We start from the raw sequence: 25,230 nt of genomic DNA, 5'->3' as shown, positions 1-25,230 counted from the left end.
TTAAAAAGGTTTGTGCTTTTTTAATCAAACGTTTGTTTAAACTTTTTTGGCAGTCTATTCCTCCATGTAGCATTTAAAATATTACATGGCCTTTTTCTACAAACTTTTATTTACTTCTTCAGATAATTCCCTCGTACTTTCATAAGCAGATTCCGCTAAACTAATCGCAGAAATAACAGAGACACCATCCGCACCGGCTTCTATAACCGAAGCGGTATTTTCAATCGTAATCCCACCGATACCAACAATCGGCATCATAATTCCTTGTTCTCTAAAGTGGGTTAAACCTTTCGTTCCTTGAACTGCTTTCGTATCTTTTTTCGTACTCGTTGGGAAAATAGGGCCAACACCTAAATAATCAGCTCCGTTTTCAATTGCCCAGCGTGCTTCTTCAATTGTATGGGCAGATACACCAATAATTTTATCTCCCATCTTTTCACGAACAGATATAATTCCTTCATCATCTTGTCCAACATGAACACCATCTGCATCTAACTCGAGGGCTAGTTCCACATCATCATTTACGATGAATGGTACACCGTACTCCTTGCAAAGCGCTTGTAGTTCTTTCGCAAAATCAATACGTTTCTCTCCCGTTAAAGCCCCTTCTCCCTTTTCACGAAATTGAAAAATTGTTATACCGCCTTCAAGTGCATCTCTCAATACTTGTAGTGGCTCCTTCGTACAATTGTTACTTCCCATAATAAAATATACCGATAATAATCTAGACATTTCAGCCTTTGTAATACGCGACATCTAGTTCCCCTCCTTACTATATAACCTCAATCTTTCCATACTTCTTAATATCATCTGAAGTTGTATTCGCTAACTGATTTAAAAATTCAATTTGGAAACTTCCTGGTCCATTCTTTACTGTTTTCGAAGCCGCTATTTCTGCTGCTACTCCATAGAATATTAATGCAGCCACTGTTGCCTTTACATAATCCTTTTCTACTGCTACAAATGCTCCTATTACAGAAGTTAGTAAACAACCTGTTCCAGTAACTTTCGTTAAAATAGGATGGCCATTTCGAATAAGAATAGTTCGCTCTCCGTCTGTAACAACGTCTTCTTCTCCAGTAATTACCGCAACTGTATTTAATTCATCCGCTGCCTGTTTTGCAATATTTACAACATTACCATTTCCAGTACCAGCGTCTACACCTTTAATTTCCCATTTTTCATTAATAACATTAGCAATTTCAGCTGCATTTCCGCGGATAACTGCTAAATCGATTTCAGCTGGAATATGTCTCGCAACTTCTGTTCGATAAGAAGTTGCCCCTGCCCCAACCGGATCAAATAATACTGGTACACCATTTGTATTTGCCGATTTTCCAGCAAGTAACATCGCTTCTACCTCTTCAGAACGAAGTGTACCCATATTTAATACAAGAGCTCCAGCAATGCTAGCCATTTCTGCTACTTCTTCTTTTGCATACGCCATTACAGGCGATGCCCCTAATGCTAATAAACCGTTTGCTGTAAAATTTGTTACAACAACATTTGTAATATTATGAACGAGCGGATTAGACTCTCTTACCAAATCCGCTACTTTACTAATTTCTTTCATATTCATTCTTTTCATCTCCTAACTATAGTGATGGGAGATACACAAAAAGGCACTTTGCGCGTACGCAAAGTGCCTGAACATGTGCTTTTACACTCTCCCTACGCTGGCATTATCCAACAGGTTCAAATGGTCAATGACGGACTAGTAGTCATACTCTCAGTTTGCATCCACAAACTCCCATGTGTTTATTATTCATCTACTTCAAAGTCTACTCTTATTCTAGTAAAATAACAAGTTCTTTCCTCATTATAGAATAATAGAGATCATAACTCTCCTGGTTCAACCATTCTTTGCCTTTATATAAGTAAAACTCTCACACGTATATTTCATCACAAATAACTCAAACCGTCAGCAAAACTGAATAGAACAAAGATGTATGCTATATTTAACGTATGGAAATTTGAAAGGATGTTTTTAAATATGGCAAAAAGTATTGTAATTGCTGAAAAACCTTCTGTTGCACGTGATATCGCACGTGTACTGAAATGTGATAAAAAAGGAAACGGCTATCTTGAAGGTAGTAAATATATTGTTACTTGGGCTTTAGGCCATCTCGTTACATTAGCTGATCCAGAAAGCTATGATGTGAAATATAAAAAGTGGGATTTAGAAGATTTACCAATGCTACCTGAGCGTTTAAAACTAACAGTTATTAAACAAACAGGGAAACAGTTTAACGCTGTGAAAAGTCAGCTTATTAGAAAAGATGTAAATGAAATCATTATAGCTACTGACGCCGGTCGTGAGGGAGAGTTGGTCGCACGCTGGATTATCGATAAAGTTAAAATGCAGAAACCGATTAAACGTCTATGGATTTCATCTGTTACCGATAAAGCAATTAAAGATGGCTTCGCAAATTTAAAACCAGGAAAAGCATATGAAAATCTATATGCTTCGGCTGTCGCACGTTCAGAGGCTGACTGGTATATCGGGCTTAATGCGACTCGAGCATTAACTACTCGCTTTAATGCCCAACTAAATTGTGGTCGTGTTCAAACACCTACTGTAGCCATGATTGCAAGCCGTGAAGATGAAATCAAACATTTCAAAGCTCAAACTTTCTATGGTATCGAAGCTCAAACAGCTGAGAGATTAAAGCTAACTTGGCAAGATACAAAAGGAAATAGCCGTAGCTTTAATAAAGAAAAAACTGATGCAATCGTGAACAAAATTAGTAAGCAAAATGCTACTGTTGTAGACATTGATAAAAAACAAAAGAAATCGTTCGCTCCTGGTCTTTACGATTTAACTGAGCTACAACGTGATGCGAATAAAATATTTGGTTACTCTGCGAAAGAAACATTAAACATTATGCAAAAATTATATGAACAGCATAAAGTTTTAACGTACCCTCGTACAGATTCACGCTATATTTCATCTGATATTGTCGGAACACTTCCAGAGCGTCTGAAGGCTTGCGGAGTTGGAGAATACCGTCCTTTAGCACATAAAGTATTGCAGAAACCTGTAAAATCTAATAAATCATTTGTTGATGATAGTAAAGTAAGTGATCATCACGCAATTATTCCAACAGAGAGCTATGTAAACTTCTCAGCTTTCACAGATAAAGAGCGTAAAATTTATGACTTAGTTGTAAAACGTTTCTTAGCTGTTTTATTCCCGGTCTTTGAATATGAACAACTAACATTGCGCACGAAAATTGGTGACGAAACGTTCATCGCACGAGGAAAAACGATTTTACATGCTGGTTGGAAAGAGGTTTATGAAAATCGATTTGAAGATGATGATGCAATCGATGATGTAAAAGAACAAATCTTACCTCGCATCGAAAAAGGCGATACATTAAACATAAAACTAATTGTCCAAACATCAGGTCAAACGAAAGCACCTGCACGCTTTAATGAAGCAACATTACTTTCAGCGATGGAAAACCCAACAAAATACATGGATACGCAAAACAAACAACTTGCTGACACGTTAAAGTCAACTGGTGGATTAGGTACTGTAGCAACGCGTGCTGATATTATCGACAAGTTATTCAATTCGTTCTTACTTGAAAAACGTGGTAAAGATATTCATATTACTTCAAAAGGCCGTCAGTTACTTGATTTAGTGCCAGAAGAACTGAAATCTCCTACACTAACTGGTGAATGGGAGCAAAAGTTAGAAGCTATCGCTAAAGGAAAATTAAAGAAAGAAGTATTCATTTCAGAAATGAAGAACTATACGAAAGAAATTGTTGCTGAAATTAAATCGAGTGATAAAAAATATAAACATGACAACATTTCAACGAAGTCTTGTCCAGACTGCGGTAAACCGATGTTAGAAGTAAACGGCAAAAAAGGTAAAATGCTCGTTTGCCAAGACCGTGAGTGTGGTCATCGTAAAAATGTATCTCGTACAACAAACGCTCGTTGTCCGCAATGTAAGAAGAAACTAGAACTACGTGGTGAAGGAGCAGGCCAAATTTTCGCATGTAAATGTGGCTATCGTGAGAAACTTTCTACATTCCAAGAGAGACGTAAAAAAGAATCCGGCAGCAAAGCTGATAAACGTGACGTCCAAAAATATATGAAACAACAGAACAAAGAAGAAGAACCATTAAACAATCCATTCGCAGAAGCATTAAAGAAATTAAAATTTGATTAAACAAAAAGGTTCCTACCACTATCGGTAGGAACCTTTTATTTTTAATGAATAATTTTACTTCCTTTTGCGTTCTCAACAAACTTTTCACTTGATTTGTTAATTGGTGTTTTCAGTAATAATGCAGCCACAACCATGATTACTACGAAAGCACTTAACACAAGTAAATCTCTAGTTACTATATCCCAAAGCATTCCACCTACTGTTTCACGAATTGCACTAATAGCATATGTGAATGGCAAGAACGGATAAATCGCTTGGAAGAATGGTGGTGTCATTTGAATTGGGAACGTACCGCCCGATCCTGCTACTTGTAGTACAAGTAAAATGATCGCCATCGATTTCCCAACGTTTCCGAAAATAGAAACGAGTGAGTACACGATACAAACAAATACTCCCCCAATAAATAAACTAAATAACACAAACCAGAATTTATCGACTACGTACGTACCGAGTAAGAATATATCACCCATCGATACGATAAACGCCTGTGAAAGACCTATCGTTAAGAATGTTAATAAACGTCCGAAGTAAACTTCATGGCTCTTATAATTCGCGCCCTCTTCGTGTACTTCTACCGTTAATAATGAAACCATTAATAATGCGCCTACCCACAATGCAAGCACTGTATAGAATGGTGACATTGCTGAACCATAGTTCGGCATTGCAAATAATTTATTCTCTTTTAAATTTACTGGATTCGCGAAGTAATCACTTTGCTTTTCAACATCATTCTTTAATAAGCGTATGATGTCTTTTATATCCTCTTCAGATTCAAAATCACGAATTTTATCTGCTAATTCTTTAATCTTTTTCTCAGTAGCTGGCATTTCAGCTTTAATATCTGCAATTTTCTTTTGACCATCTACTAAGCCTTTTGATGAGTCTTCAAGTAATTTTTTCACATCTGGAAGCTTCTTATCTGCCTCACCTAAAATTTGAGATGTATTTTTAGACATCTCTTTTGTACGAGCGATTGCTGTATTGAAGCCAGGTACAATTTCTGCATCATACGTCGATAATACATCTGTTAATTGAGCTGACCCACCTTTCGCAGCGTTGTTAATACTTTCAATTACATCTTTTGTAGGTTTCTGTCCATTGTTAAGAAGTGTAATCCCCTTATTCGTTGCCTCTACACCTTTTTGTAAACTACTTTTCGCTTTATTTAACTTTGTAATTCCATTATTAAGGTTTTTATCACTATTCACATCTGCTAAAACCTTATTTGTACTTTCTAGAACCGGAATCATATCGTCAATTAAACCAATGCCAGATTGGAATTGACCATTTAAGCTATTTAAAGCTACTTTTGTTGAATCTAAACCGTTAACACCTTTATTTTGTATATCTTCTTTTGCTTTTTGTAAATCTGCTTTAGCACCTTCAAGGCCATTTTTCGCTTTATCGTAATCTGCTTTTGCATTATCATATGCTGCATTTGCATCAACTTTCGCTTGATCTACTGTGCTAACTGCTTTTTGATAATCTGCTACAAATGTTTCATTGTAATCTTTTTCCGCTTGATCAATCAATGCATTTGCTGCATCTAATTTTTGATTCGCTACATCTGTTACATCTTTCTTTACTTCTTGTCCTGTACCGATAACATTTACAATATCTTTAATACCATTGTTTGAATTTTCCATACCTTTTTTAACATTAGTTAAGTGATCCACTCGCCCTTTGAAAAAGCTATTTCCAAAATCAGTCGTCGCTGACTTTTGAAGTTCAGTAAAGAAATTAATAAGATATGAAATACCATCTGTACCAGTTTGCAATCGATCTGATACCGCATTTAAATCTTTCTTTGCTTGTTCTGGATCAAACTGACCATTTTGCAATCCATTTAAAACACTTTTCCCATAAGCTGTTCCTGCACGGGATGAACTTAAAACATTATTGACTGTTTGATTAATATTTTGAGCTATATTTTTATAACCATCACTATTCAACTTAGAAAGGTCCGGTCTCGCTGGGAATTCAGGCAATCCATTCATTCCAGACAAATCAGGAATAGCTAAATCCACACCCGGATTCATTAAAAAGTCAGTAAATGCAGCTGCACTATCCATAACACCTTTTGCTGCTACTAAATCATTTCTTATCGTTCCTGGAGCATTTTTCAACGTTTGATCTTGATTCGCAAAGAACTTATCTAAATTCCCTAACGCTTCCTGCCCATCATTAATAACACTCTCTACAACTGGCAACTCTTTCTGCGCTACTTTCACAACATCTTCTGCCCGAGTCGCATCATCTAATGCCTTATCCACAAGTGTATTCATTTCTGGGAACTGTGCTTCTAACTTAAATACAAGATCCTTGACCTTCTCAATACTTGGTAAGTTAGTTTCTAAATCGATTCCAAGGTCATTGAAGATTTTAAAAATCTCACCGTTTGCTGTTTTAACAAAGTTTTTACTAACCTCTTCTGTAAGACCCGATGCACCTTTAGCTGTAATCTTCGGTGCAATGGCATTCACCTTTTCATTTACATAGTAATCAAGTTCTGGTTTCTGTGGATTTTCATTCAAGACTGTTGCAATCTTTTCAGAAAAATCTTTTGGAATAGTAATACTTGCGGAATAATCTCCACGCTCTACTCCATAAATTGCTTGCTTTTCATCAACAAACTTCCACCCGAAATTTTTGTCCTTCTTAAGTGAATCTACAATTTCTTTCCCGATGTTAATATCTTTCCCTCTTAAATTTGATCCAACATCTTGGTTAGAAACTGCAATCTGGATTCCTTTCGTATTTCCGTAAGGATCCCAAGAAGCTTTGATGTTAAACCATGCATATAACGATGGTAAAATCATTAACCCTAAAACAATAACAATTGCAGCCCAATGTTTGGCTACATTCCGTAAATCTGTCTTATAAATACGCCAAATCTGTTTCATATAAGCAATCACCTAATTATATATTTTTCTTTCTTTAGAAAATGATACATGCATTTTGCAATTATATCACTTTCTACATCGTGGATTAAACGAAAACATACTATTTTTCCCATTAAATATTTCACTTACTTCATTATATAACGAAGTAAAAAAAGTATGCATACAAAATGACCAAATTAGTTTTACATTCAATAATAACAAATATATAGGAAATGTCATAAAAAATACAAGTATTTTCTCTTGGGAATACTTGTATTTATCAAAAAACCCTCCCAGCTTTTCATTATCTGTGAGGGTTTCTTCTATTATATATCTAATTGTACTTCTACACCGAAATGATCAGAAATTACATTTCGATTTGTTCCATTAAAAATGACTTTTGAAGAATTAACTGTTTTACTTTGATTGCTTAATATTAGGTCAATTCGTAAGTTTTGTTTATTTTCATCCCAACCAGCAATCTCTCCTTGGACAGTTGTTCCTTCATCCTTCTCTATCGCTAGTTCATATGTGTCATATAAACCTTTTTGCATCGTATACTCATAACCCTCTCCTTCCAAACGAGCATTGTTATTAAAATCACCCATTAAGAAGGAAAGTTCATTGCTATTTACACGCTCCATTAAACGATCAACTTGGTCTTTGAATGATTCTTCTTCATCATTCCACCAACCTAGATGGCAAGAATAAAACGTTATATTCTTATCATTATAAGCAATTGTTGCACTTACAATTTTGCGTGTTTTCCAATACGTTGTATCCTTATTTTCTGAGACAAAGAACGTATCTTCCTTTACAATGTTGTGCTTTGTTATAATTGCTAATCCTTCTTCGTACACATCATATCCAATATGAGAGAAATCCCAAATAATATTGTATTCTTTTACATTTAATGCTCTTAACTCTTCTAGCAGTAAAAGTCCAAAATTATCTTTTTTCTTGTTACCGCATACATTTTCAGCTTGTATAGACTGACTTACTTCTTGCAATGCGATCACATCATAATCTTCTTCTTGAATTGCTTTAGCAAGATACTTTATTTTTTCAATTTGATTCTCTTCTTGCCAAGAGTGACAATTTAAAGTTAGCAATTTCATATTATTACGCACCTAACATATCTTGAATGTCTGACTTTAATACGTCAGCTTTCGGGCCATATACGGCTTGTACACCTTTATCTTTAACAATAAGTCCTAAAGCACCATTTTGTTTCCATTGTGCTTCTGGTGCAACAACATCTAAATCTTTTACTGTTATACGTAAACGTGTCATACAAGCATCTACGTCAGCAATATTATCTTTTCCGCCCAATAAATCAATAACTTTTGTTGCTAATGAACCATCTTGTACATTTCCTGTTCCTTCTGATGACTCATCTTCATTATCAATATAGTTACCTGCACGTCCTGGTGTTGGTAAATTGAATTTTTTAATTAAGAAATTGAATAACGTAAAGTTAAGACCGAAGAACACTAATGAAACAATGACAAAGTTAATTAAATCTCTTGTTAATCCTGCATTGACCATCATTGGTGTACGTGTAATTAACTCAATAAATCCAAATGCATGAACACGTAAATCAATTAAATCTACTAATGCGAATGCAAGTCCTGTTGTAATTGCATACACAACATATAATACTGGCGCAATAAACATGAACATGAATTCAATTGGTTCTGTTACACCTGTTAAGAATACTGCTAATGCAGCTGATAAGAACATTGGTTTATATTTTGCACGTTTTTCTTTATCAACATTACGGAACATCGCAAACGCAATCCCCATTAACGCTGCTGTTGAGCCGATAACTTGTCCAGCTTTGAAACGAGCTGGTACAACGTTATTTAATAAATCGTTATATGCTTTCGTATCTCCATTTGCTAATAAGTTATTTAAATCTGTAATCCATGCAAGCCATAATGGATCTTGTCCTGCTACAACTTGTCCAACTTTTGAACCAGTTAACATCGTATATGTTCCGCCTAGCTCTGTGTAGTTCATCGGAATCGTTAACATATGATGTAATCCAAACGGTAATAATAAACGTTCTAACGTTCCGTATACAAACGGTGCAACAATTGGTGCACTGTCTTTAGATGCTGCAATCCAGCGACCAAATTCATTTAATCCACTTTGGATAAATGGCCATACAAGTGATAATACAATCGCAGTAACTGTAGACCATACAATTACAACGAATGGTACGAATCGTTTTCCATTAAAGAATGCTAATGCCTGTGGCAGTTTATTATAGTTATAGTATTTGTTATATAAAGTAGCTCCTAGGAAACCTGTGATAATCCCTACGAAAACTCCCATGTTTAATGCTGGTGCACCAAGTACAGAAGTAAAGTAATCTTTTACAAGTAAATCTCCTGCTAATGATGAAGAAACTGTCGCTTTTGAATCCGCTAACATTTGAGCGTTTACGCCAAATATAGCTCCTGTAATTCTGTTTGTTAAGACGAATGCTAACAGTGCTGCAAATGCACCACCTGCTCGATCCTTCGCCCAAGATCCCCCAATTGCTACTGCGAATAAAATGTGTAAATTTGTAATAATTGCCCAACCGATGTCTTCCATTACTCGAGCAATAGTATGAACTGCGTTAATATCCCCAGCAGACATCCCAATTAACTTACCGATAGAAATCATTAAACCAGCTGCTGGCATTACAGCTACAACAACTAACAATGCTTTCCCGAACTTTTGCCAAAAATCAAAAGACGTAATTTTCATCTGTTCTTCCTCCCCTTTATTTATAACAACATAATGATTTAAATTATAATTTCTGTTTCTCTTATGAAAACGATTCCTTATGTTACTTTTTTCTCTTTACGCAACCGTTTTCATAAATCTATTTTAATAAAAGCGTTTTCACATTGCAATAGAAATTTATTTTTTTTCATAAAAAAAGATGCTCAAGGAGCATCCTTTTTCATTATAAAATGCGATAAACCCTTGTTTCATAAGGTTTTAACGTGATTGTAGTTATTTGTTCATGTTCCGCAACTTCATAGTTATTTAAAAGCAAACGTTTGCGTTCTAATGCGAATAAACTCTCATTATACACAGCTTCCTCTTTTGAGATATTACTAATTACAATGACTTTTTCATCCTGTAACGTACGTGTATACGCATAAATTTGTGGATCATCTTCTAAAAGTAAATCGTACGTACCGTAGTTCAACACATCGTGCTCTTTTTTCAAGGCAATCATTTTCTTATAGAAATTGAAAATAGACTTTTCTTCATTTTTTTGCTTTTCAACATTAATTTCTTTGTAATTTGGATTCATGCCAAACCAAGGTGTACTTGTTGTGAAACCAGCATTCATCTCATCGTTCCACTGCATAGGTGTACGTGAATTATCGCGGCAAGAAGCCCATATAATTTCCATCATATCTTGATGTGATACGCCCTCTGCAATTTTCTCGCGATATAAATTTTTAATTGCTACATCATCGTAATCTTCAATATTGGGTAACTGAACATTTGTCATACCAATTTCTTGTCCTTGATAAATAAATGGTGTACCGTGCATAAAGAAATACATCGCTCCTAGAGCTGTTGCACTTTCACGCCAATATTGTTTATCATCTCCCCACGTTGAAACGATACGTGGTTTATCATGATTCTCAATGTATAAAGCATTCCATCCTTTATTTTCTAATCCTTTTTGCCATTTCGTTAATACCTTTTTCAACCCTACAACATCAAGATCTTTCTTCTTTTCTGCATCCCATAAGCTTAAATGCTCGAACTGAAATACCATATTGAATTTACCTTGCTCTTCTCCAACCCAAAGCTCAGCATCTTCAATTTTAACGCCATTAGCTTCACCAACAGTCATAATATCGTACTTAGAAAATGTATTTTCTTTTAACTCTTCTAATAAAGGTTGAATACCATCCACATTCATATGTTTATCAAAAGATGGCACATATTTTAATTCTTTTGGATTTGGCATATCCTTGAGGCCATCTTCTTTCTTAATATGACTAATCGCATCCACACGGAAACCATCAATTCCTTTATCAAGCCACCAATTAACCGTATCGTATAGCACTTCGCGAACTTCTTTATTCTCCCAGTTTAAATCTGGTTGTTTACGTGAGAATAAATGTAAATAATATTGTCCTGTTACTTCATCGTATTCCCATGCCGAACCATTAAAAATACTTTCCCAGTTGTTTGGTTCCGCACCATCTTTACCGTCATGCCAAATATACCAATCACGCTTCGGATTGTCTTTAGATGAACGCGATTCAATAAACCATGGATGTTCATCACTCGTATGATTAATAACTAAATCAATAATAAGCTTCATATCACGCTTATGAACTTCATCTAGTAAAGCATCAAAATCTGCCATTGTACCAAACTCATCCATAATGTCTTGATAATCACTAATATCATAACCATTATCATCATTAGGTGACTTATACATTGGACAAATCCAAATTACATCTATACCTAAATCTTTTAAATAATCCAGTTTTGCAATAATACCTTGTAAATCTCCAATACCATCACCATTTGAATCCATAAAGCTACGTGGATAAATTTGATAAGCAACTGCTTCTTTCCACCATGTTTTCTTCATAATAACTCTCTCCTTTTGCATCTCTATTTTTTTATGCAAACGTTTTCGTAACACTATCATAACAAAATATGGAGAGTTTGCAACTGTTTTCATTGAACTCCATGTATATTCCTTATTCTTATGCTTTATTTATTTCTCGCAAAGATAAAATGAAACTTTAATCAGTGGGGGGTGTCCATTCCCCACTGATTATTAGCCCACACCAATCGTACTTTTACGAGCATCCTGATTTTCATCTAACTTCTTTGCTTCAGCCAGATTTTGAGGTAGGGGTCTTACTGCTCACAACTAGCAGGATAAATCTAACACTTCTCTTCTTCTTGTCCATACGCGTTAAACACACTCTTCATATACTAATACAAACTCATATTATTTCAGAAAGGAGAAACAAATTGAAACAAACAAAATTAACTGGTCGTATCGTCGTTCCTTCGGATCCCGGGTATGACATAGCCCGAATGAATTTGAATTTAAGTATTCCAAAACTCCCTTGTATTATTGTTTTTTGTCAAAATAAAAATGATGTGTGTAACGCCTTAAAGTGGGCACGTGAGCATCATGTACCATTTCGCTTAAGAAGCGGGCGTCATAGCTATGAAAATTTCTCTCTTTTAAATCGAGGACTTATTATTGATGTGAGTGAAATGAAGCAAATTACGGTTAATACAGGGAAATTAACAGCAACAATTGAAGCGGGTGCAAATCTTGGCACTGTTTATAAAGAACTTTGGAAATACGGTGTTACAATACCAGCTGGCACAAGTGCAAGTGTTGGTATCGTTGGATTAACACTTGGCGGTGGCATCGGCATGCTTTCACGCTTATTTGGACTAACATGTGATCAATTATTAGAAGTCGAAATGGTACAAGCGTGCGGAAAATTTGGTGCAAAACTCATTCGTGCAAATGAACAAGAAAACCCTAACCTTTTTTGGGCATGCCGCGGCGGTGGAGGTGGGAATTTCGGGATTGTTACTTCCTTAACTTTTCGGGTCCATCCTATAAAAAACGTCTCAATTTTCTCGATTACATGGGAATGGGAAGACTTTATTGCTGCATTTCAAGCTTGGCAAAACTGGGCACCTTATATAGATGAACGTCTCACTTCATCAATTGAATTATTCTCCAAACAACGAAATAAAATCGAGGTGAAGGGTGAATTTGTTGGCTCTCCCTCTGAACTCTATCCTCTATTATCTCCTCTTCTTGAAACTGGTAACCCCTCTCTCTTTATAGATGAAGTTCCTTATATAAAGGCTGTTCAATTCTTTAATAGCGGTAATATTCCTGAAAAATTCAAGCGTTCTGGTTCCTATGTATATAAACCTATTCCCCTTAAAGGCATTCAAATCATGCAATATTTTCTTTCTCATGCACCAAATAAAGAGGCAAGCATTTGGCACCAATCACTCGTAGGTGCTGTAGAAAATATTTCTCCTAATGAAACCGCTTATTTCCATCGCAAAGCAATTATTGTTCAAGAATATATTACCTCTTGGAAATGCGACGATGAAGAAAATCGAAATATACGCTGGGTTAAAGATTTACGGGAGAGCTTAGATCCTTACACACTAGGAGACTATGTCAATTGGCCCGATATCGACATAAAAAATTGGCAAACTAGTTATTATGGCTCTAATTTTCAAAGGTTGCGTAAAGTGAAGACAGCATATGACCCTTGTAATGTTTTTCGTTTTCAACAAAGCATTCCTCCTTTCCATACGTAAAAAGGAAGAACAGAATTCTGTTCTTCCTTTTTACATTGAAAATCGTTCAATCGTTTGTTTCAATTCAGCTGATCGCTTCTCTAAGTCTTTTAATAATTGATCGATTGCTATCATATTTTTAGACTGTTGCAATGTCACACGCGCCACTTCTTGTGAACCAGCTGACGTTTCCTCAGCGATGGCTGCTACAGCCTTTGTTTGTGCTCCTGTTTGATGAATGTGACTCACTTGTTCATTCATATAACTACTAATTTTCTTAGTTGCATCGGCTACTTCCATAATACTTGATGACATTTCTTTTAAAATTAATTCTGTAGCTCCCCCGCGTTTCGCCTCTTCTTTAGCTGTCTTCACCTGCTCTGTCATTTTCAATGCGACTTGCTGTACTTCATCTTGCATATTCCGTAATAACTGCGATATGTTTCTTGCGGAATGATCACTTTCATCAGCAAGTTTACGTACTTCTTCTGCTACAACCGCAAAGCCCCTTCCATGCTCTCCTGCACGAGCTGCCTCAATAGAAGCATTGAGTGCTAATAAATTCGTTTGGCTAGCAATCTCACTCACAACAGAAACAATATGTTCAACTTGTTTCATTCGCTCTTCTAATTTCTGTACATTTTCCATCGAATCTTCATTTTCTCTCGCCAATGTTTGAATACCTTGAATTAAAGACGTAAAGACACGTGTACTTTGTCCTAAAGCTTGAACCATTTCTGAAGACAACTCGTCAGACTGTTTTGCTTTTCCTTCTACTTCATTTGCAATAGAAGTCGTTGTATCAACAGTAGAAACGATCGCTTGAATCGATGCTGCTGATTGCTCGGCACCGGAAGAAATCTCCGCAAGAGTTTCAGACACACCTTGTGCTTGCTTTGTCGCTTCACCTGTTTGTTTTCTAATTTGCTGAACTTGATTATTTGTATACGAAAATGTAGTATCGATATTTTTTACCATGCCCCTTAAGTTCCCTAGCATCATATTAAATGCAACACTTAAAGAATTAATCTCATCATCGGTCTTTGGCAACGGGACATCTTCACGAATATCACCTTCAGCCGCTTTCCTTGCTGCTTCTTCCAACTTTCGAAGTGGTTTAATTAAAAATATTGCTGCCCCATACGCTAAAATTCCAGACCATACTACACCTAATAACATAACGATAATATTATAAACAGTTTGACTTACATAACTTTGAAAGTAATCATATATAACGTAAATGAAAATTAAACTTGTTGAATATGTAATGAAAGCTAAAACTGTAGTAAATAACATAAGCTGTATACGCAAGCCAAAGGAAAATGTTTTTCTTTCTTTTCCCATCTCTTCTTTCCCCCTTCTTATAAGCAATATAAGTACTACCTATATATTATTATCCATATTTTCGTTATAGAAAGATATAGGGATTTTAAAAATCATTATTTCTTTGAATATTAAATCCCCTGAAAAAAATAAAGGATTCTGACAATTTATGACTAATAACAGAAATAAGGGGCAACATTTGTAAAATATATTTTTGACTGGGGGTTTTGTATGATTCAAGTTCGAAATCTAGTAAAATCATTTGGCTCACTTGATGTTTTAAAAGGAATTGATTTAGAAGTAAAAGAAAAAGAAGTTGTTGTTTTAATCGGTGCCAGTGGTTCCGGCAAAAGTACATTACTTCGCTGTCTTAATTTTTTAGAAATGTACGATGAAGGTGAAATTCACTTACAAGGTGAACGAATTGATCCAAAGCATTCAAATTTAAACAAAGTCCGTGAAAATGTCGGTATGGTTTTTCAACACTTTAACCTCTTTCCTCATATGACCTCACTAGAAAACATCATAGAAGCACCTATTCACGTGAAAAAATTGGAGACAGCAGACGCGAAGGATGTTGGGAATCAACTCCTACAAAAAGTCGGCCTACAAGATAAGGCCGATGTAACTCCTCACCTACTTTCAGGTGGTCAAAAACAACGCGTTGCGATTGCACGAGCTCTTGCTATGAACCCTAAAATTATGCTATTTGATGAACCTACCTCAGCCTTAGACCCTGAACTCGTTGGGGAAGTATTGCAAGTTATGAAAGAACTTGCTGAAGAAGGAATGACAATGGTTATTGTTACTCATGAAATGAATTTCGCAAGAGATGTAGCTGACCGCGTCATCTTTATGGATGACGGGAAAATTGTAGAGGATGCTTCGCCAGCGCAATTTTTTTCCGCTCCATCGCATGAACGGGCAAAGCAATTTTTACGCAACGTTTTATAATGTAGCTTCTGTTTCAAACATAAAAAAATTCATTCATACGGGGCACAACTAATTGTCCAAATAAAATATCTCCATAACACATTGAAAACAATCCGTATGATCAATATAGGAGGGGTTTTATGAAAAGAAAACTATTAACCATTGTTGCGAGTATTACATTATGTACATCCTTCATACTAGGAGCATGTAGTAAGGAAAGCTCTACCACATCTAATGGTGAAAAAGAATTTCGTTATGCGATGAGTGGTTTATACAAACCTTTTAACTATAAAGAAAATGACGGAAAACTTGTCGGTTTTGATGTAGAAATAGGTGAAGCTCTCGCGAAAAAGATGGGAATGAAACCTGTTCCTGTTACAAATCCTTGGGAAACATTGATTCAAGGTCTACAATCAAAAAAATATGACGTGATATTAGGAAGTATGGCAATTACAGAAGAACGATTAAAAGCCGTGAATTTCTCAAATCCATATTATCGCTCTGGCGCACAAATTTTTGTAGCTAAAAAGAATACATCTATCTCTTCTCCAGAGGACTTGAAAGGTAAAAAAATAGGTGTTGTAAAAGCAAGTACTTTCAAAAACCTTGTTGCAAAATATACAGATCAAATTACAGAATATGATAGTGATATTACTGCACTTATGGACTTAGAACCAGGACGTATAGACGCAGTTATTACTGATCAAATGGTTGGTCTTCGTATGATTAAAGAAGGTAAATCAAATATAAAAGAAGCTGGAAAACCGTTAAACCTTGATGAAATGGGAATTGCTATTCATAAAGACAATAAAGACATGGTCGAAAAGGTAAATAAAGCGCTGGATGGAATCATTAAAGACGGCACGTATGAAAAGATTAGTAAGAAATGGTTTGGGCGTAATATTCTTGGAGACGAGGTAAAAACAAAGTAAGTTAGCCATTTAGAGATTTCATAAATCATGCCCCACTTTGTATGTGGGGTATTTCATTCCCTACTAAAATCCATACAATATGAGGTGACACATATGTTTGAAATTTTTATCTCTACCTATCCCACACTCTTAAAGGCTACTATTGTCACATTACAATTAACATTAACATCCCTATTACTCGGTTCACTAATTGGATTACTAGTCGCTTTCTTTCGAATCTCTAACAATAAGGTTTTAAATAGTATTGCTCATGTATACATCGCCATTATTCGTGGTACACCTTTAATTGTTCAAATCGCGATTCTCTATTTTGGGATTACATCCGTTGTTGTTTTTACCCCTTTTTGGGCAGGAGCAATTGCTTTAGCAATTCATAACGGTGCATATATTACTGAAATTTTCCGCGGATCCATTCAGTCCGTTGACCGGGGACAATTGGAAGCTGCTCGCTCTTTAGGTATGCCTTACCCTTTAGCGATGCGCCGGATTATATTACCACAAGCATTCCGTCTGTCTCTTCCTCCCCTAGGGAATCAATTTATTATTGGATTAAAAGATTCTTCTCTTGTTGCTTATGTAGGAATGTCCGAATTATGGGGATCTGGTTTATCAATTGCCGCAGGGAACTTTCAACAATTAGATACATATATAATTGTTGGTGTATACTATCTCGCACTTGTTCTCCTATTCACTTATCTTGTTAGCCTTCTAGAAAAACGACTACAACGGAAAGAAAATAACTCTGTCCAAGTCAAGACAAAGAACAAGAAAGAAGTTTCTTTATAACAAAAAGCAAGCTCTAAGAGAGCTTGCTTTTTCATCGTAAAATATATTTATTATTGATTTACTTTTTTTATAGTCTCTTTTTCCTCTATATGATCCTCACGATATGAAATATTATGAGGATCCAATCCATTTCCTAAAGAACCATAAAAATGCTCCCTATGCGGATCAACTAATTCACTTCCGTGATAATACACACGTGGTGTATTCCAAAGTGCTGCCAATGCTTTTGTCATCGGCATTTCGTGATAGCGTTCCGGCCACATTTCTTTAATTTTATCTTTTACTAATGGATAGTATTTAGAACTCATAGCAGGAAACAGATGATGTTCTGTATGGTATGAGAAATTGAAATGTAAAACGTCTACCCAGCGCGGCACTGTTACTGATAAACAGTTTGCTAACGGATCATTTACTGGAACAATTGGATTTAAGCGATGATTTGTTGCGATATACGCCATTACAATAAAGTTAGCAATTAACAACGGAATCACATATGCAAAGACCCACTTTGCAGGTCCCATAATAAACAATAAACTAATCCAAACTGTCCAGGGCAAAAGAAGTTGCAGCCATACAGATTTTTGATTGGACGACTTAAATTCTTTAATAAAATGAAAGAACATTCGAGTCGAATGTAACGTAAATTGAATTGTTAGTGAAAGAAAACTAAAGAATGAACGTACATGAAGAGGCATGCGATATACCCAACTCAAAAACTTACTCTTTTTAAGTTTCTCAAATGTCGGCCATGCATCTGGATCATTCTCTTCATGCTGTGTATGAACATGATGCGTTGCATTATGCCACTTTCTCCAAAGTTTTGGGCCAGTTGATAATGGCATAAATGCTATCGCACCTAAAAAATCACGAAGCCATGCCTTTCTTACAACTGTTCCATGTAAAATTTCATGACCTAAAAACCCAAGTGAAGCAAAACATAGTCCGAGAACAATCGCAATTCCTAAATTTGCCCACACATTCAATTCAAATACACCAATCGCTATTAACCCCGCTAATGCCACAAGTAAATAAGCCAGTCCACCAAATAAACGAGTAGGAACTGGTTTAAATGCTTTTTTTGGCAAATGTGGTGATACGCGTGCTGCATACCACCCAAACGTATGAAGCTCCTTCATCCTTTTGCCCCTTTCTTATGCCGCGCCCTACGCGACTTGCATATATCAATTCTTGCTTCCAGATTGATTTTACTAGGTGATTCAAAAAAGCATTTATCATAAGGAAAATATACTCACTCTATCGTCACTTATTTCTCGCTTTTATTATCAATGAAAAACATTTCTCTTTTTACTCTCTATCAACCTTTCCACATGATGAATCATAACAATAGACTTTCTACATTGTCAACAACTTTTATGACCTAGTAATAAAAGTTGGTTATACTTTTATAATTATACTTTATTTCACTAAAGAAAGAGTACAGATTCCACAAGGTTTTATCGCTATACATACACATCCACTTAAATTCCATATACTCTACCTTATTCAAGAACTCCCTATGTAATCCACAAATGGAATCACTTAAATTTAGCTTTATATAAATCCTACTTCCTCATACTGCCCTAATAAAATAATTATATTAATATAATTTTATATTTCTTTTAATAAAAATAGGATGCTACTAAAACAACATACATGAATTCCATATAATATGGAAATATTAAAAGGAAAATTGTTCTAAATTCAGGAGGTTTCCAAAATGACAGATGACACATTTCCGCAGTTACCATCATCCTATTGGATTGAATCTACTCATTTCCCTACTTTTCCTCATTTATCCGAAAATATAAAAACAGAAGTTGCTGTTATCGGAGCTGGTATTACAGGCATTACTACCGCCTATTTACTCGCTAAAGAAGGAGTGAAAGTCGTTTTAATTGATTCTGGTTCTGTTTTAAATGGAACAACTGGACATACAACCGCAAAAGTAACAGCTCAACATGATCTTATTTATGATGAATTAATAAACAATTTTGGTGTTGAAAAAGCTCAACTTTACTACGAATCAAATAGTAAAGCTCTACAATTCATAAACGAGACTGTACAAACATATAAAATCGACTGTAATTTCTCAAATGAAGATTCATATTTATATACAACTACCGATAACGGATTAAGAAATTTATCGAAAGAATATGAAGCCTATCAAAAATTAAATATACCTTGTGACTATGTTCAATCTCTGCCCCTACCTATTCCAGTACAATCTGCACTTGTGATGAAAAATCAAGCGCAATTCCATCCCCTCCTTTATTTAAAAACACTTTTAGAAAAGTTTGTGGAAATGGGCGGAAAGGTTTATGAGCAAACAACAGCTATTGATGTGGAAAAAGGAGATTATCCACAAGTAATTACAAAGGGTGACCATCGCATCACTTGTAAATATATTGTCTCTTGTTCACATTTTCCTTTTTATGATGCCAACAGCTTTTTCTTTGCGCGAATGTATGCAGAACGCTCCTATGCTCTCGCAATAAAAACAAAAACGGATTATCCAGGTGGCATGTATTTAAGTATCGATGATCCAAAACGCTCCTTACGCTATACAACAACAAATGGAGAAAAGCTAATATTAATCGGCGGAGAGAGTCATAAAACAGGACAAGGAATAAATACGATGCTTCATTACGAAGCACTCTATTCTTTTGCTGAAGCAACTTTTGGAGTAGATGAAGTTCCCTATAGATGGTCAGCACAAGACTTAATTACGCTAGATAAACTCCCTTATATCGGACATATTAATGAAAGGAATCCAAATATATTTGTCTCAACTGGATATCGTAAATGGGGAATGACAACCGGAACTGCTGCAGCTCATTTACTAAAGGATTCCATTCTAAAAGTCCACAGTCCATATAAAGAATTGTTTGCACCATCACGCTTTCATGCAAATCCAGATATAAAAACATTCCTCTCGCAGAACATTGATGTTGCTAAACATTTAATTGAAGGAAAAATTGAAACCGCATTACGTAAACCAGAAGACCTTGCAGTTGGTGAAGGATCTGTTGTACATGTCAACGGTAAACGAGCAGGTGCTTATAAAGACAAAGAAGGCAAATTACATATCGTCGATACAACTTGCACACACCTTGGCTGTGAAGTTGAATGGAACAACGGTGATTGTACTTGGGATTGCCCTTGCCACGGTTCCCGTTTTTCAATTGATGGGGATGTTATGGAAGGTCCAGCAGATCAACCATTAAAACGAGTTAATAACGAGTAAAAAAACAAAGAAGTTCAATAAGAAACCTGTTGAACTTCTTTGTTTTTCATGACACCTTTTCATATAAATTTCGATATAAGAAGGGAAATATTAACATTAAATAAAATAATATATTCATCTACAAATAAAAGGGGTGAATACTATGCAACCTTCTGCTCCACCTCATCTAGAATCTACAGAAACTATCTTTTCAAGCGCTATTACAAAACTTGTTGTTTTTATTTGTTGGCTAGCCATTCTAGCTGACGGATATGATTTAGGTATTTACGGCGCCGTTCTGCCAAAGCTTTTAGAAGACAACAGCTGGGCACTATCACCAGCTCAAGCTGGAACAATTGCTAGCTATGCTCTATTTGGGATGTTTATTGGCGCTATTCTAGTCGGAACCATTACAGATTTAATTGGACGAAAGTGGACACTTATATGCTGTTTAGCTCTTTTTTCTATCACAATGGGCTTAGCTGCAATTGCTCCTTCTCCTGAATTATTTGGACTATCTCGATTTATCGGAGGAATCGGATTAGGCGGTGTTATCCCAACGGCTTCAGCACTTACTGTTGAATATTCACAAAAAAAACGGCAATCTTTTATTTATGCTCTTATGTTTACCGGCTATCCTTTAGGTATCGTGTTAGGTGCTATTTTATCCATGTTTATGTTAGAAGATTTCGGATGGAGAATTATGTTTGGCATCGGAATGATTCCGCTACTCCTCATTCCTTTCATTATTCGTTATTTACCTGAGTCCATTCAATTTTTATTATCGCGGAATCGACAAGAAGAAGTGAACAAAATTCTTGATCGCTTTCAAATTGAATTCCATGTAAACGATGAAATTCCTGGAACACCATCTAATATACAAAAGAAAAATGGATTTCTTACGTTATTCTCAAAAGAATACATAAAAGCAACGCTACTTTTTTGGATCACTTATATAATGGGAATGTTTTTAATATACGGTTTAAATACTTGGTTACCACAGATGATGCGCCAAGCAGGATATCCTCTTGGATCTAGTTTATCATTTCTACTTATGCTAAATATTACTGCAGCTATCGGCGCATTATTTGCTGGGGCGATTGCCGACCGTATAGGAGCAAAAATTGTTATTAGCATCTCCTATCTTATGGCAGCCATATGTATTGGACTGTTAACAATTCAACCATCTGTTACAATCATTTATCTTTTAATTGGTCTTGCTGGAATTGGATCAGTCGGTATTACTCAAATATTAAATGCTTATGTAACACAATACTTCCCATCACATATACGAGCTACCTCCTTAGGATGGGGACTTGGACTTGGCCGAGTTGGGGCGATTGCTGGTCCTATTCTTGTCGGTATTATTATGACAATGCAATATGACTTAGTATGGAATTTTTACTTATTCTCTTCTGCAGGTCTTATCGCAGCTATATCTGTTTTCTTTATTCCTACAAAATAAAGTGAAACTTTAATCAGTGGAGGTTTTGTTCATCCCCCACTGATTATTAGCCATCACCAATCGGGCGTTTACGGACAGTTGACCTTCCACCTAACTTCTTCGCTCCAGCCGAATCTTGAGGTGGGATTCTTACCGCCCGTTAATGCGGGATAAAAAAGAGCACAAATTTATTTGTGCTCTTTTTCATATACTTCAAACAGCATATTTCGAAATAATGTATTCAAACTCTCAATATCAATCCCTAATCTCTTTTCAATGCCTTTCACGTATTGCTGATAGTAAATAATTTGTTCTTCTAAAAATTGATTTAGCACCTTAATTTTCAATCCAACATCTAATTCAGTACCTGCTTTTTTCTTTATTAATAACTTTTCAATTTCATCTAATACGCTACGCTCTAATATTAATTCTGTAATCAATCGATCAAATTCTACAGGAGGCAAAGTCCCTTTCTCTTCTAACCATTTACAAGCTAAAATAGGGCGTAATACGTAAAAGTACTTTTTCAACTTTACATTCTCACCTTGCAAAAATTCACGATAATTTTTTGAAGCCATATGTAAGTAATGGTATATCGTTGCTTTTGGATCAAAATTCTTTTCGCTCATTTGCTGAAGCTGTTCTGGAAAATTGGAGTTTTTCGAATAAAGAATTGGTGATCGAATCCACTCAAGTAACGCCGGATTTGACTTTGCAAATAGTTGCAATGCCTTTTTAATATCCCAGCCGCTTATATCTAAATCATCACTAATTGGATATTCAATTACATCACGTTTATCATGAATTGATAAATACCATTCTACTGGATGTATATAAACAAACCTAACATCATAATCGCTATCTTTCGATGGAAATCCCCAAGCACGACTCCCTGATTCCACAGCAAATAAGATTTTCACATCATTCTCTTTTTCAATTCGTTCTAACTCCAATTCTATTTTTTCTCTCATTTCATATCCTCCCCATTTTTTGATTATTTCCTTGGAAATTCGACAAATATACTCTTAATTTTACTACATACTAAAATAGCTGTCAGAAAATTTCCAACAGCTTAATAAAATACCCCATTTTTTACTTGTTCTTTTCTGTTACACCGACCGCAATTCGTTCAAACTCTTTTTGAATTCCCTCTTTATATGCATCAACTTTTGAAAAATCCATAGCAGCAATATAAATTCGTTCTAATTTATCACGAACTGATTTTGCTTTCGCTAAGAAAGACATTGCCTCATTCATTTTTGTTTTATATTGAATGGAGACGTCACGGATTTCTGTAGCATACTTCTCATCCGTCCCCGGTGTCACAATAAGGGCATACATATCTATAATTTCATCACCCACGCGACTTGGAAAATATTCATGTGGCGCAGTACTATCAAAAATTGCAAATCCTAATTCTCTTACGATAACCATATCAAGACTATTCGGGTCAAATCCACAATGGTATACTTCCACTTCAAACCCTTTTTCTTCTGCTACCTTAGCTAATTTTTTGAGCATTGTTGATTTCCCAGAACCTGGGCGTCCCTTAATAAAATAGCGATGTGGTAGATCCTCTGTTAAATTAGGAACAAAATCAACTGCTCCTTTCGGTGTAGCTGCTCCTAAGAAACGATGTTTCACAAGCGATTGTTTCCCCTTTTTATCTACAAATAACTTCTGAATCAGCTCATCTGTTAGTTCATTTGCTTTATTAAAATCGATATTATTAATATATATTTTCTCCCACTCATCATGTATAGCTAACGCCTCTTTAAAACATGCGTAAGCAGATTGAAAAGCCTTACTCGCTTCTGATACAAATCGTTCAATTTCTAACTTCTGCTTTCTTAATTTATTCGAGTCCCAGGCAACCCCTAAATTTATATACTCTTCGACAACTCCTGGCATTTTCGGCTCAATAACGTGTGGCGATGTCCCATCGACAATTCCTACATTTAACTTCGGAATAATTACACCGTCAACCGACTTATTGTCAGAAGAACAATGTAAAAATTCAATATTATATCCTTTTCCAGCCCATTCACGCCCAATGGCTTTTATTAAAGAGGACTTCCCTGTTCCTGGACCGCCTTTTAAAATAAACAACCTATCTAGCCCCTTTAAACTCTCTTCATACAAGCTATAAAATCCTCTAGCTGTATTTCCACCAGCAAAATAGTTCAATACATTCCCTGTCACTGCACCCACCCCTTCGCAGCAGTCTACTTACATAAGCTACAATATGCGAGCAACTTTGTTTGGGTGAATACCTATTTTGTATTGCACCGGAAAAGGAAATGAATTACAATTTAAATATCAAAAAATTACAAATTTTAAACTGAATATACCTTTATCAAGAGAGGCAGAGGGACCGACCCTTTGAAGCCCAGCAACCTCAGTTTATAAAAACTGAATAGGTGCTAATTCCTGCAAAATGCTTTGCATTTTGGAAGATAAAGCTTAGCTACTGTATGTAAAGCTCACCTTTCTTGATTATGGAAGATGAGCTTTTTATTATTTTAAAACATATATTGGAGGTATTTAGAATGAAAGTAATTGACCTATCACAAACGTTTGAAAACAATATGTCTCAATTTCCTGGAACACCTAAAATCCAACTAGAAGCAATTACAAGTGTTGAAGAAACAGGATATCAAGTTACAGATTTTCATTCTGTCGTTCATGTTGGCACTCATTGCGATGCCCCTGCACATTTCATCTCTGGTGCAACAACAATTGATAAATTACCTCTCGACCAATTTGTAGGCGAAGCAGTTCTAATCGATGTAACACATGTTCAAGGACGAAAATTACCTAAGGAAGTATTAAATAATACCGACATAAAGGAAGGAGATATTGTTATTTTCCATTCCAATTTATCTAATAAATGGAACACAGAAGCTTATGCGAAAGAAGCATTTTATCTTTCTGAAGAATTAGCTGAAGAACTAGTTAATTTAAAAATAAAATCTATCGGTTTAGATTTCATTTCTCCTGATGAGGTAACGACAGAAACATCACCTATCCATCACATATTGCTAGGGAATAACATTTATTTAATTGAAAACTTAACAAATCTAGATGCCATTAAAACGAAGCGTTTCTTTTTCTCAGCAGCACCTTTAAAAATTAAAAATAGTGATGGTGCTTTCGCAAGAGCATTTGCCGTTATTTTTTAAAATAAGAAC

General features: G+C 35.6%; 18 protein-coding genes and 2 riboswitches. Of the genes, 8 read left to right on the top strand and 10 right to left on the bottom strand.

Annotation, left to right across the window (positions count from 1 at the left end; genetic code table 11):
• Window positions 1-96: 96 nt before the first annotated feature.
• Window positions 97-756 (bottom strand): thiamine phosphate synthase, encoded by a 660-nt coding sequence (gene thiE, locus KPL75_RS16245; RefSeq protein ID WP_219916987.1) that lies wholly within the window; start codon window positions 754-756, stop codon window positions 97-99.
• A 16-nt stretch (window positions 757-772) separates the two neighbouring features.
• Window positions 773-1,579: a hydroxyethylthiazole kinase gene (gene thiM, locus KPL75_RS16240; protein ID WP_219916986.1), complete on the bottom strand. Its 807-nt coding sequence runs from the start codon at window positions 1,577-1,579 to the stop codon at window positions 773-775.
• A 72-nt stretch (window positions 1,580-1,651) separates the two neighbouring features.
• Window positions 1,652-1,764: riboswitch (TPP riboswitch) on the bottom strand.
• Window positions 1,765-1,993: 229 nt separating this feature from the next.
• Between thiM and topB the strand changes: the two genes are divergently transcribed.
• Window positions 1,994-4,183 carry a DNA topoisomerase III gene (gene topB / locus KPL75_RS16235; RefSeq protein ID WP_219916985.1) on the top strand — a complete coding sequence of 730 codons (2,190 nt, stop codon included), beginning with the start codon at window positions 1,994-1,996 and terminating at the stop codon, window positions 4,181-4,183.
• Between the two features lie 41 nt (window positions 4,184-4,224).
• Here the strand turns inward: topB and KPL75_RS16230 are convergent, their stop codons facing one another.
• From KPL75_RS16230 to KPL75_RS16215, 4 genes are all read right to left on the bottom strand, one after another.
• Window positions 4,225-7,086, bottom strand: coding sequence for a YhgE/Pip domain-containing protein (locus tag KPL75_RS16230; RefSeq protein WP_219916984.1), 2,862 nt, complete (start codon window positions 7,084-7,086; stop codon window positions 4,225-4,227).
• A 305-nt stretch (window positions 7,087-7,391) separates the two neighbouring features.
• On the bottom strand, window positions 7,392-8,183 hold the full coding sequence (locus tag KPL75_RS16225; RefSeq protein WP_002113634.1) for an endonuclease/exonuclease/phosphatase family protein: 792 nt from the start codon (window positions 8,181-8,183) through the stop codon (window positions 7,392-7,394).
• A 4-nt stretch (window positions 8,184-8,187) separates the two neighbouring features.
• Window positions 8,188-9,825, bottom strand: a complete 1,638-nt coding sequence (locus tag KPL75_RS16220) for a PTS transporter subunit IIBC (RefSeq protein WP_016103422.1) — start codon at window positions 9,823-9,825, stop codon at window positions 8,188-8,190.
• A 202-nt stretch (window positions 9,826-10,027) separates the two neighbouring features.
• The gene (locus KPL75_RS16215) at window positions 10,028-11,692 is read right to left on the bottom strand and encodes a glycoside hydrolase family 13 protein (RefSeq protein ID WP_002151609.1); all 1,665 of its coding nucleotides are present in this window, start codon (window positions 11,690-11,692) and stop codon (window positions 10,028-10,030) included.
• 392 nt (window positions 11,693-12,084) lie between these two features.
• On the opposite strand from KPL75_RS16215, the gene KPL75_RS16210 reads away from it, so the two are divergent.
• The gene (locus KPL75_RS16210; RefSeq protein WP_219916983.1) at window positions 12,085-13,419 is read left to right on the top strand and encodes an FAD-binding oxidoreductase; all 1,335 of its coding nucleotides are present in this window, start codon (window positions 12,085-12,087) and stop codon (window positions 13,417-13,419) included.
• A gap of 30 nt (window positions 13,420-13,449) precedes the next feature.
• Here the strand turns inward: KPL75_RS16210 and KPL75_RS16205 are convergent, their stop codons facing one another.
• Window positions 13,450-14,742 carry a methyl-accepting chemotaxis protein gene (locus tag KPL75_RS16205; protein ID WP_219916982.1) on the bottom strand — a complete coding sequence of 431 codons (1,293 nt, stop codon included), beginning with the start codon at window positions 14,740-14,742 and terminating at the stop codon, window positions 13,450-13,452.
• A 210-nt stretch (window positions 14,743-14,952) separates the two neighbouring features.
• Between KPL75_RS16205 and KPL75_RS16200 the strand changes: the two genes are divergently transcribed.
• The 3 genes from KPL75_RS16200 (at window position 14,953) to KPL75_RS16190 (ending at window position 17,372) form a co-directional block, all read left to right on the top strand.
• On the top strand, window positions 14,953-15,675 hold the full coding sequence (locus KPL75_RS16200; RefSeq protein ID WP_002124956.1) for an amino acid ABC transporter ATP-binding protein: 723 nt from the start codon (window positions 14,953-14,955) through the stop codon (window positions 15,673-15,675).
• A 119-nt stretch (window positions 15,676-15,794) separates the two neighbouring features.
• Window positions 15,795-16,586, top strand: a complete 792-nt coding sequence (locus KPL75_RS16195; protein WP_219916981.1) for an ABC transporter substrate-binding protein — start codon at window positions 15,795-15,797, stop codon at window positions 16,584-16,586.
• 93 nt (window positions 16,587-16,679) lie between these two features.
• Window positions 16,680-17,372: an amino acid ABC transporter permease gene (locus tag KPL75_RS16190; RefSeq protein WP_002113621.1), complete on the top strand. Its 693-nt coding sequence runs from the start codon at window positions 16,680-16,682 to the stop codon at window positions 17,370-17,372.
• 50 nt (window positions 17,373-17,422) lie between these two features.
• Here the strand turns inward: KPL75_RS16190 and KPL75_RS16185 are convergent, their stop codons facing one another.
• Window positions 17,423-18,508: a Delta(10) desaturase DesB gene (locus KPL75_RS16185; RefSeq protein ID WP_219916980.1), complete on the bottom strand. Its 1,086-nt coding sequence runs from the start codon at window positions 18,506-18,508 to the stop codon at window positions 17,423-17,425.
• A gap of 581 nt (window positions 18,509-19,089) precedes the next feature.
• On the opposite strand from KPL75_RS16185, the gene KPL75_RS16180 reads away from it, so the two are divergent.
• Window positions 19,090-20,616 carry an FAD-dependent oxidoreductase gene (locus KPL75_RS16180; protein ID WP_219916979.1) on the top strand — a complete coding sequence of 509 codons (1,527 nt, stop codon included), beginning with the start codon at window positions 19,090-19,092 and terminating at the stop codon, window positions 20,614-20,616.
• 142 nt (window positions 20,617-20,758) lie between these two features.
• Entirely contained in the window at window positions 20,759-22,060 is a 1,302-nt protein-coding gene (locus KPL75_RS16175; protein ID WP_219916978.1) for an MFS transporter, read from the top strand.
• 167 nt (window positions 22,061-22,227) lie between these two features.
• Here the strand turns inward: KPL75_RS16175 and KPL75_RS16170 are convergent, their stop codons facing one another.
• Both KPL75_RS16170 and KPL75_RS16165 read right to left on the bottom strand, forming a co-directional pair.
• On the bottom strand, window positions 22,228-23,010 hold the full coding sequence (locus KPL75_RS16170; RefSeq protein WP_219916977.1) for a nucleotidyltransferase domain-containing protein: 783 nt from the start codon (window positions 23,008-23,010) through the stop codon (window positions 22,228-22,230).
• Window positions 23,011-23,131: 121 nt separating this feature from the next.
• Window positions 23,132-24,241, bottom strand: coding sequence for a PRK06851 family protein (locus KPL75_RS16165; protein ID WP_219916976.1), 1,110 nt, complete (start codon window positions 24,239-24,241; stop codon window positions 23,132-23,134).
• A gap of 148 nt (window positions 24,242-24,389) precedes the next feature.
• Window positions 24,390-24,502, top strand: a riboswitch (SAM riboswitch).
• Window positions 24,503-24,588: 86 nt separating this feature from the next.
• Here KPL75_RS16165 and KPL75_RS16160 point away from each other — a divergent pair.
• A complete protein-coding gene (locus tag KPL75_RS16160) occupies window positions 24,589-25,221 on the top strand; it encodes a cyclase family protein (protein ID WP_219916975.1) in 633 nt (210 codons plus the stop codon).
• The last annotated feature ends 9 nt before the right edge of the window (window positions 25,222-25,230 follow it).

It is taken from the genome of Bacillus sp. NP247, from assembly GCF_018966865.1.
Taxonomy (GTDB): Bacteria; Bacillota; Bacilli; order Bacillales; family Bacillaceae_G; genus Bacillus_A.
The sequence above is the reverse complement of the archived record's forward strand: the minus strand, read 5'-3'. Positions and strand labels throughout refer to the sequence as shown.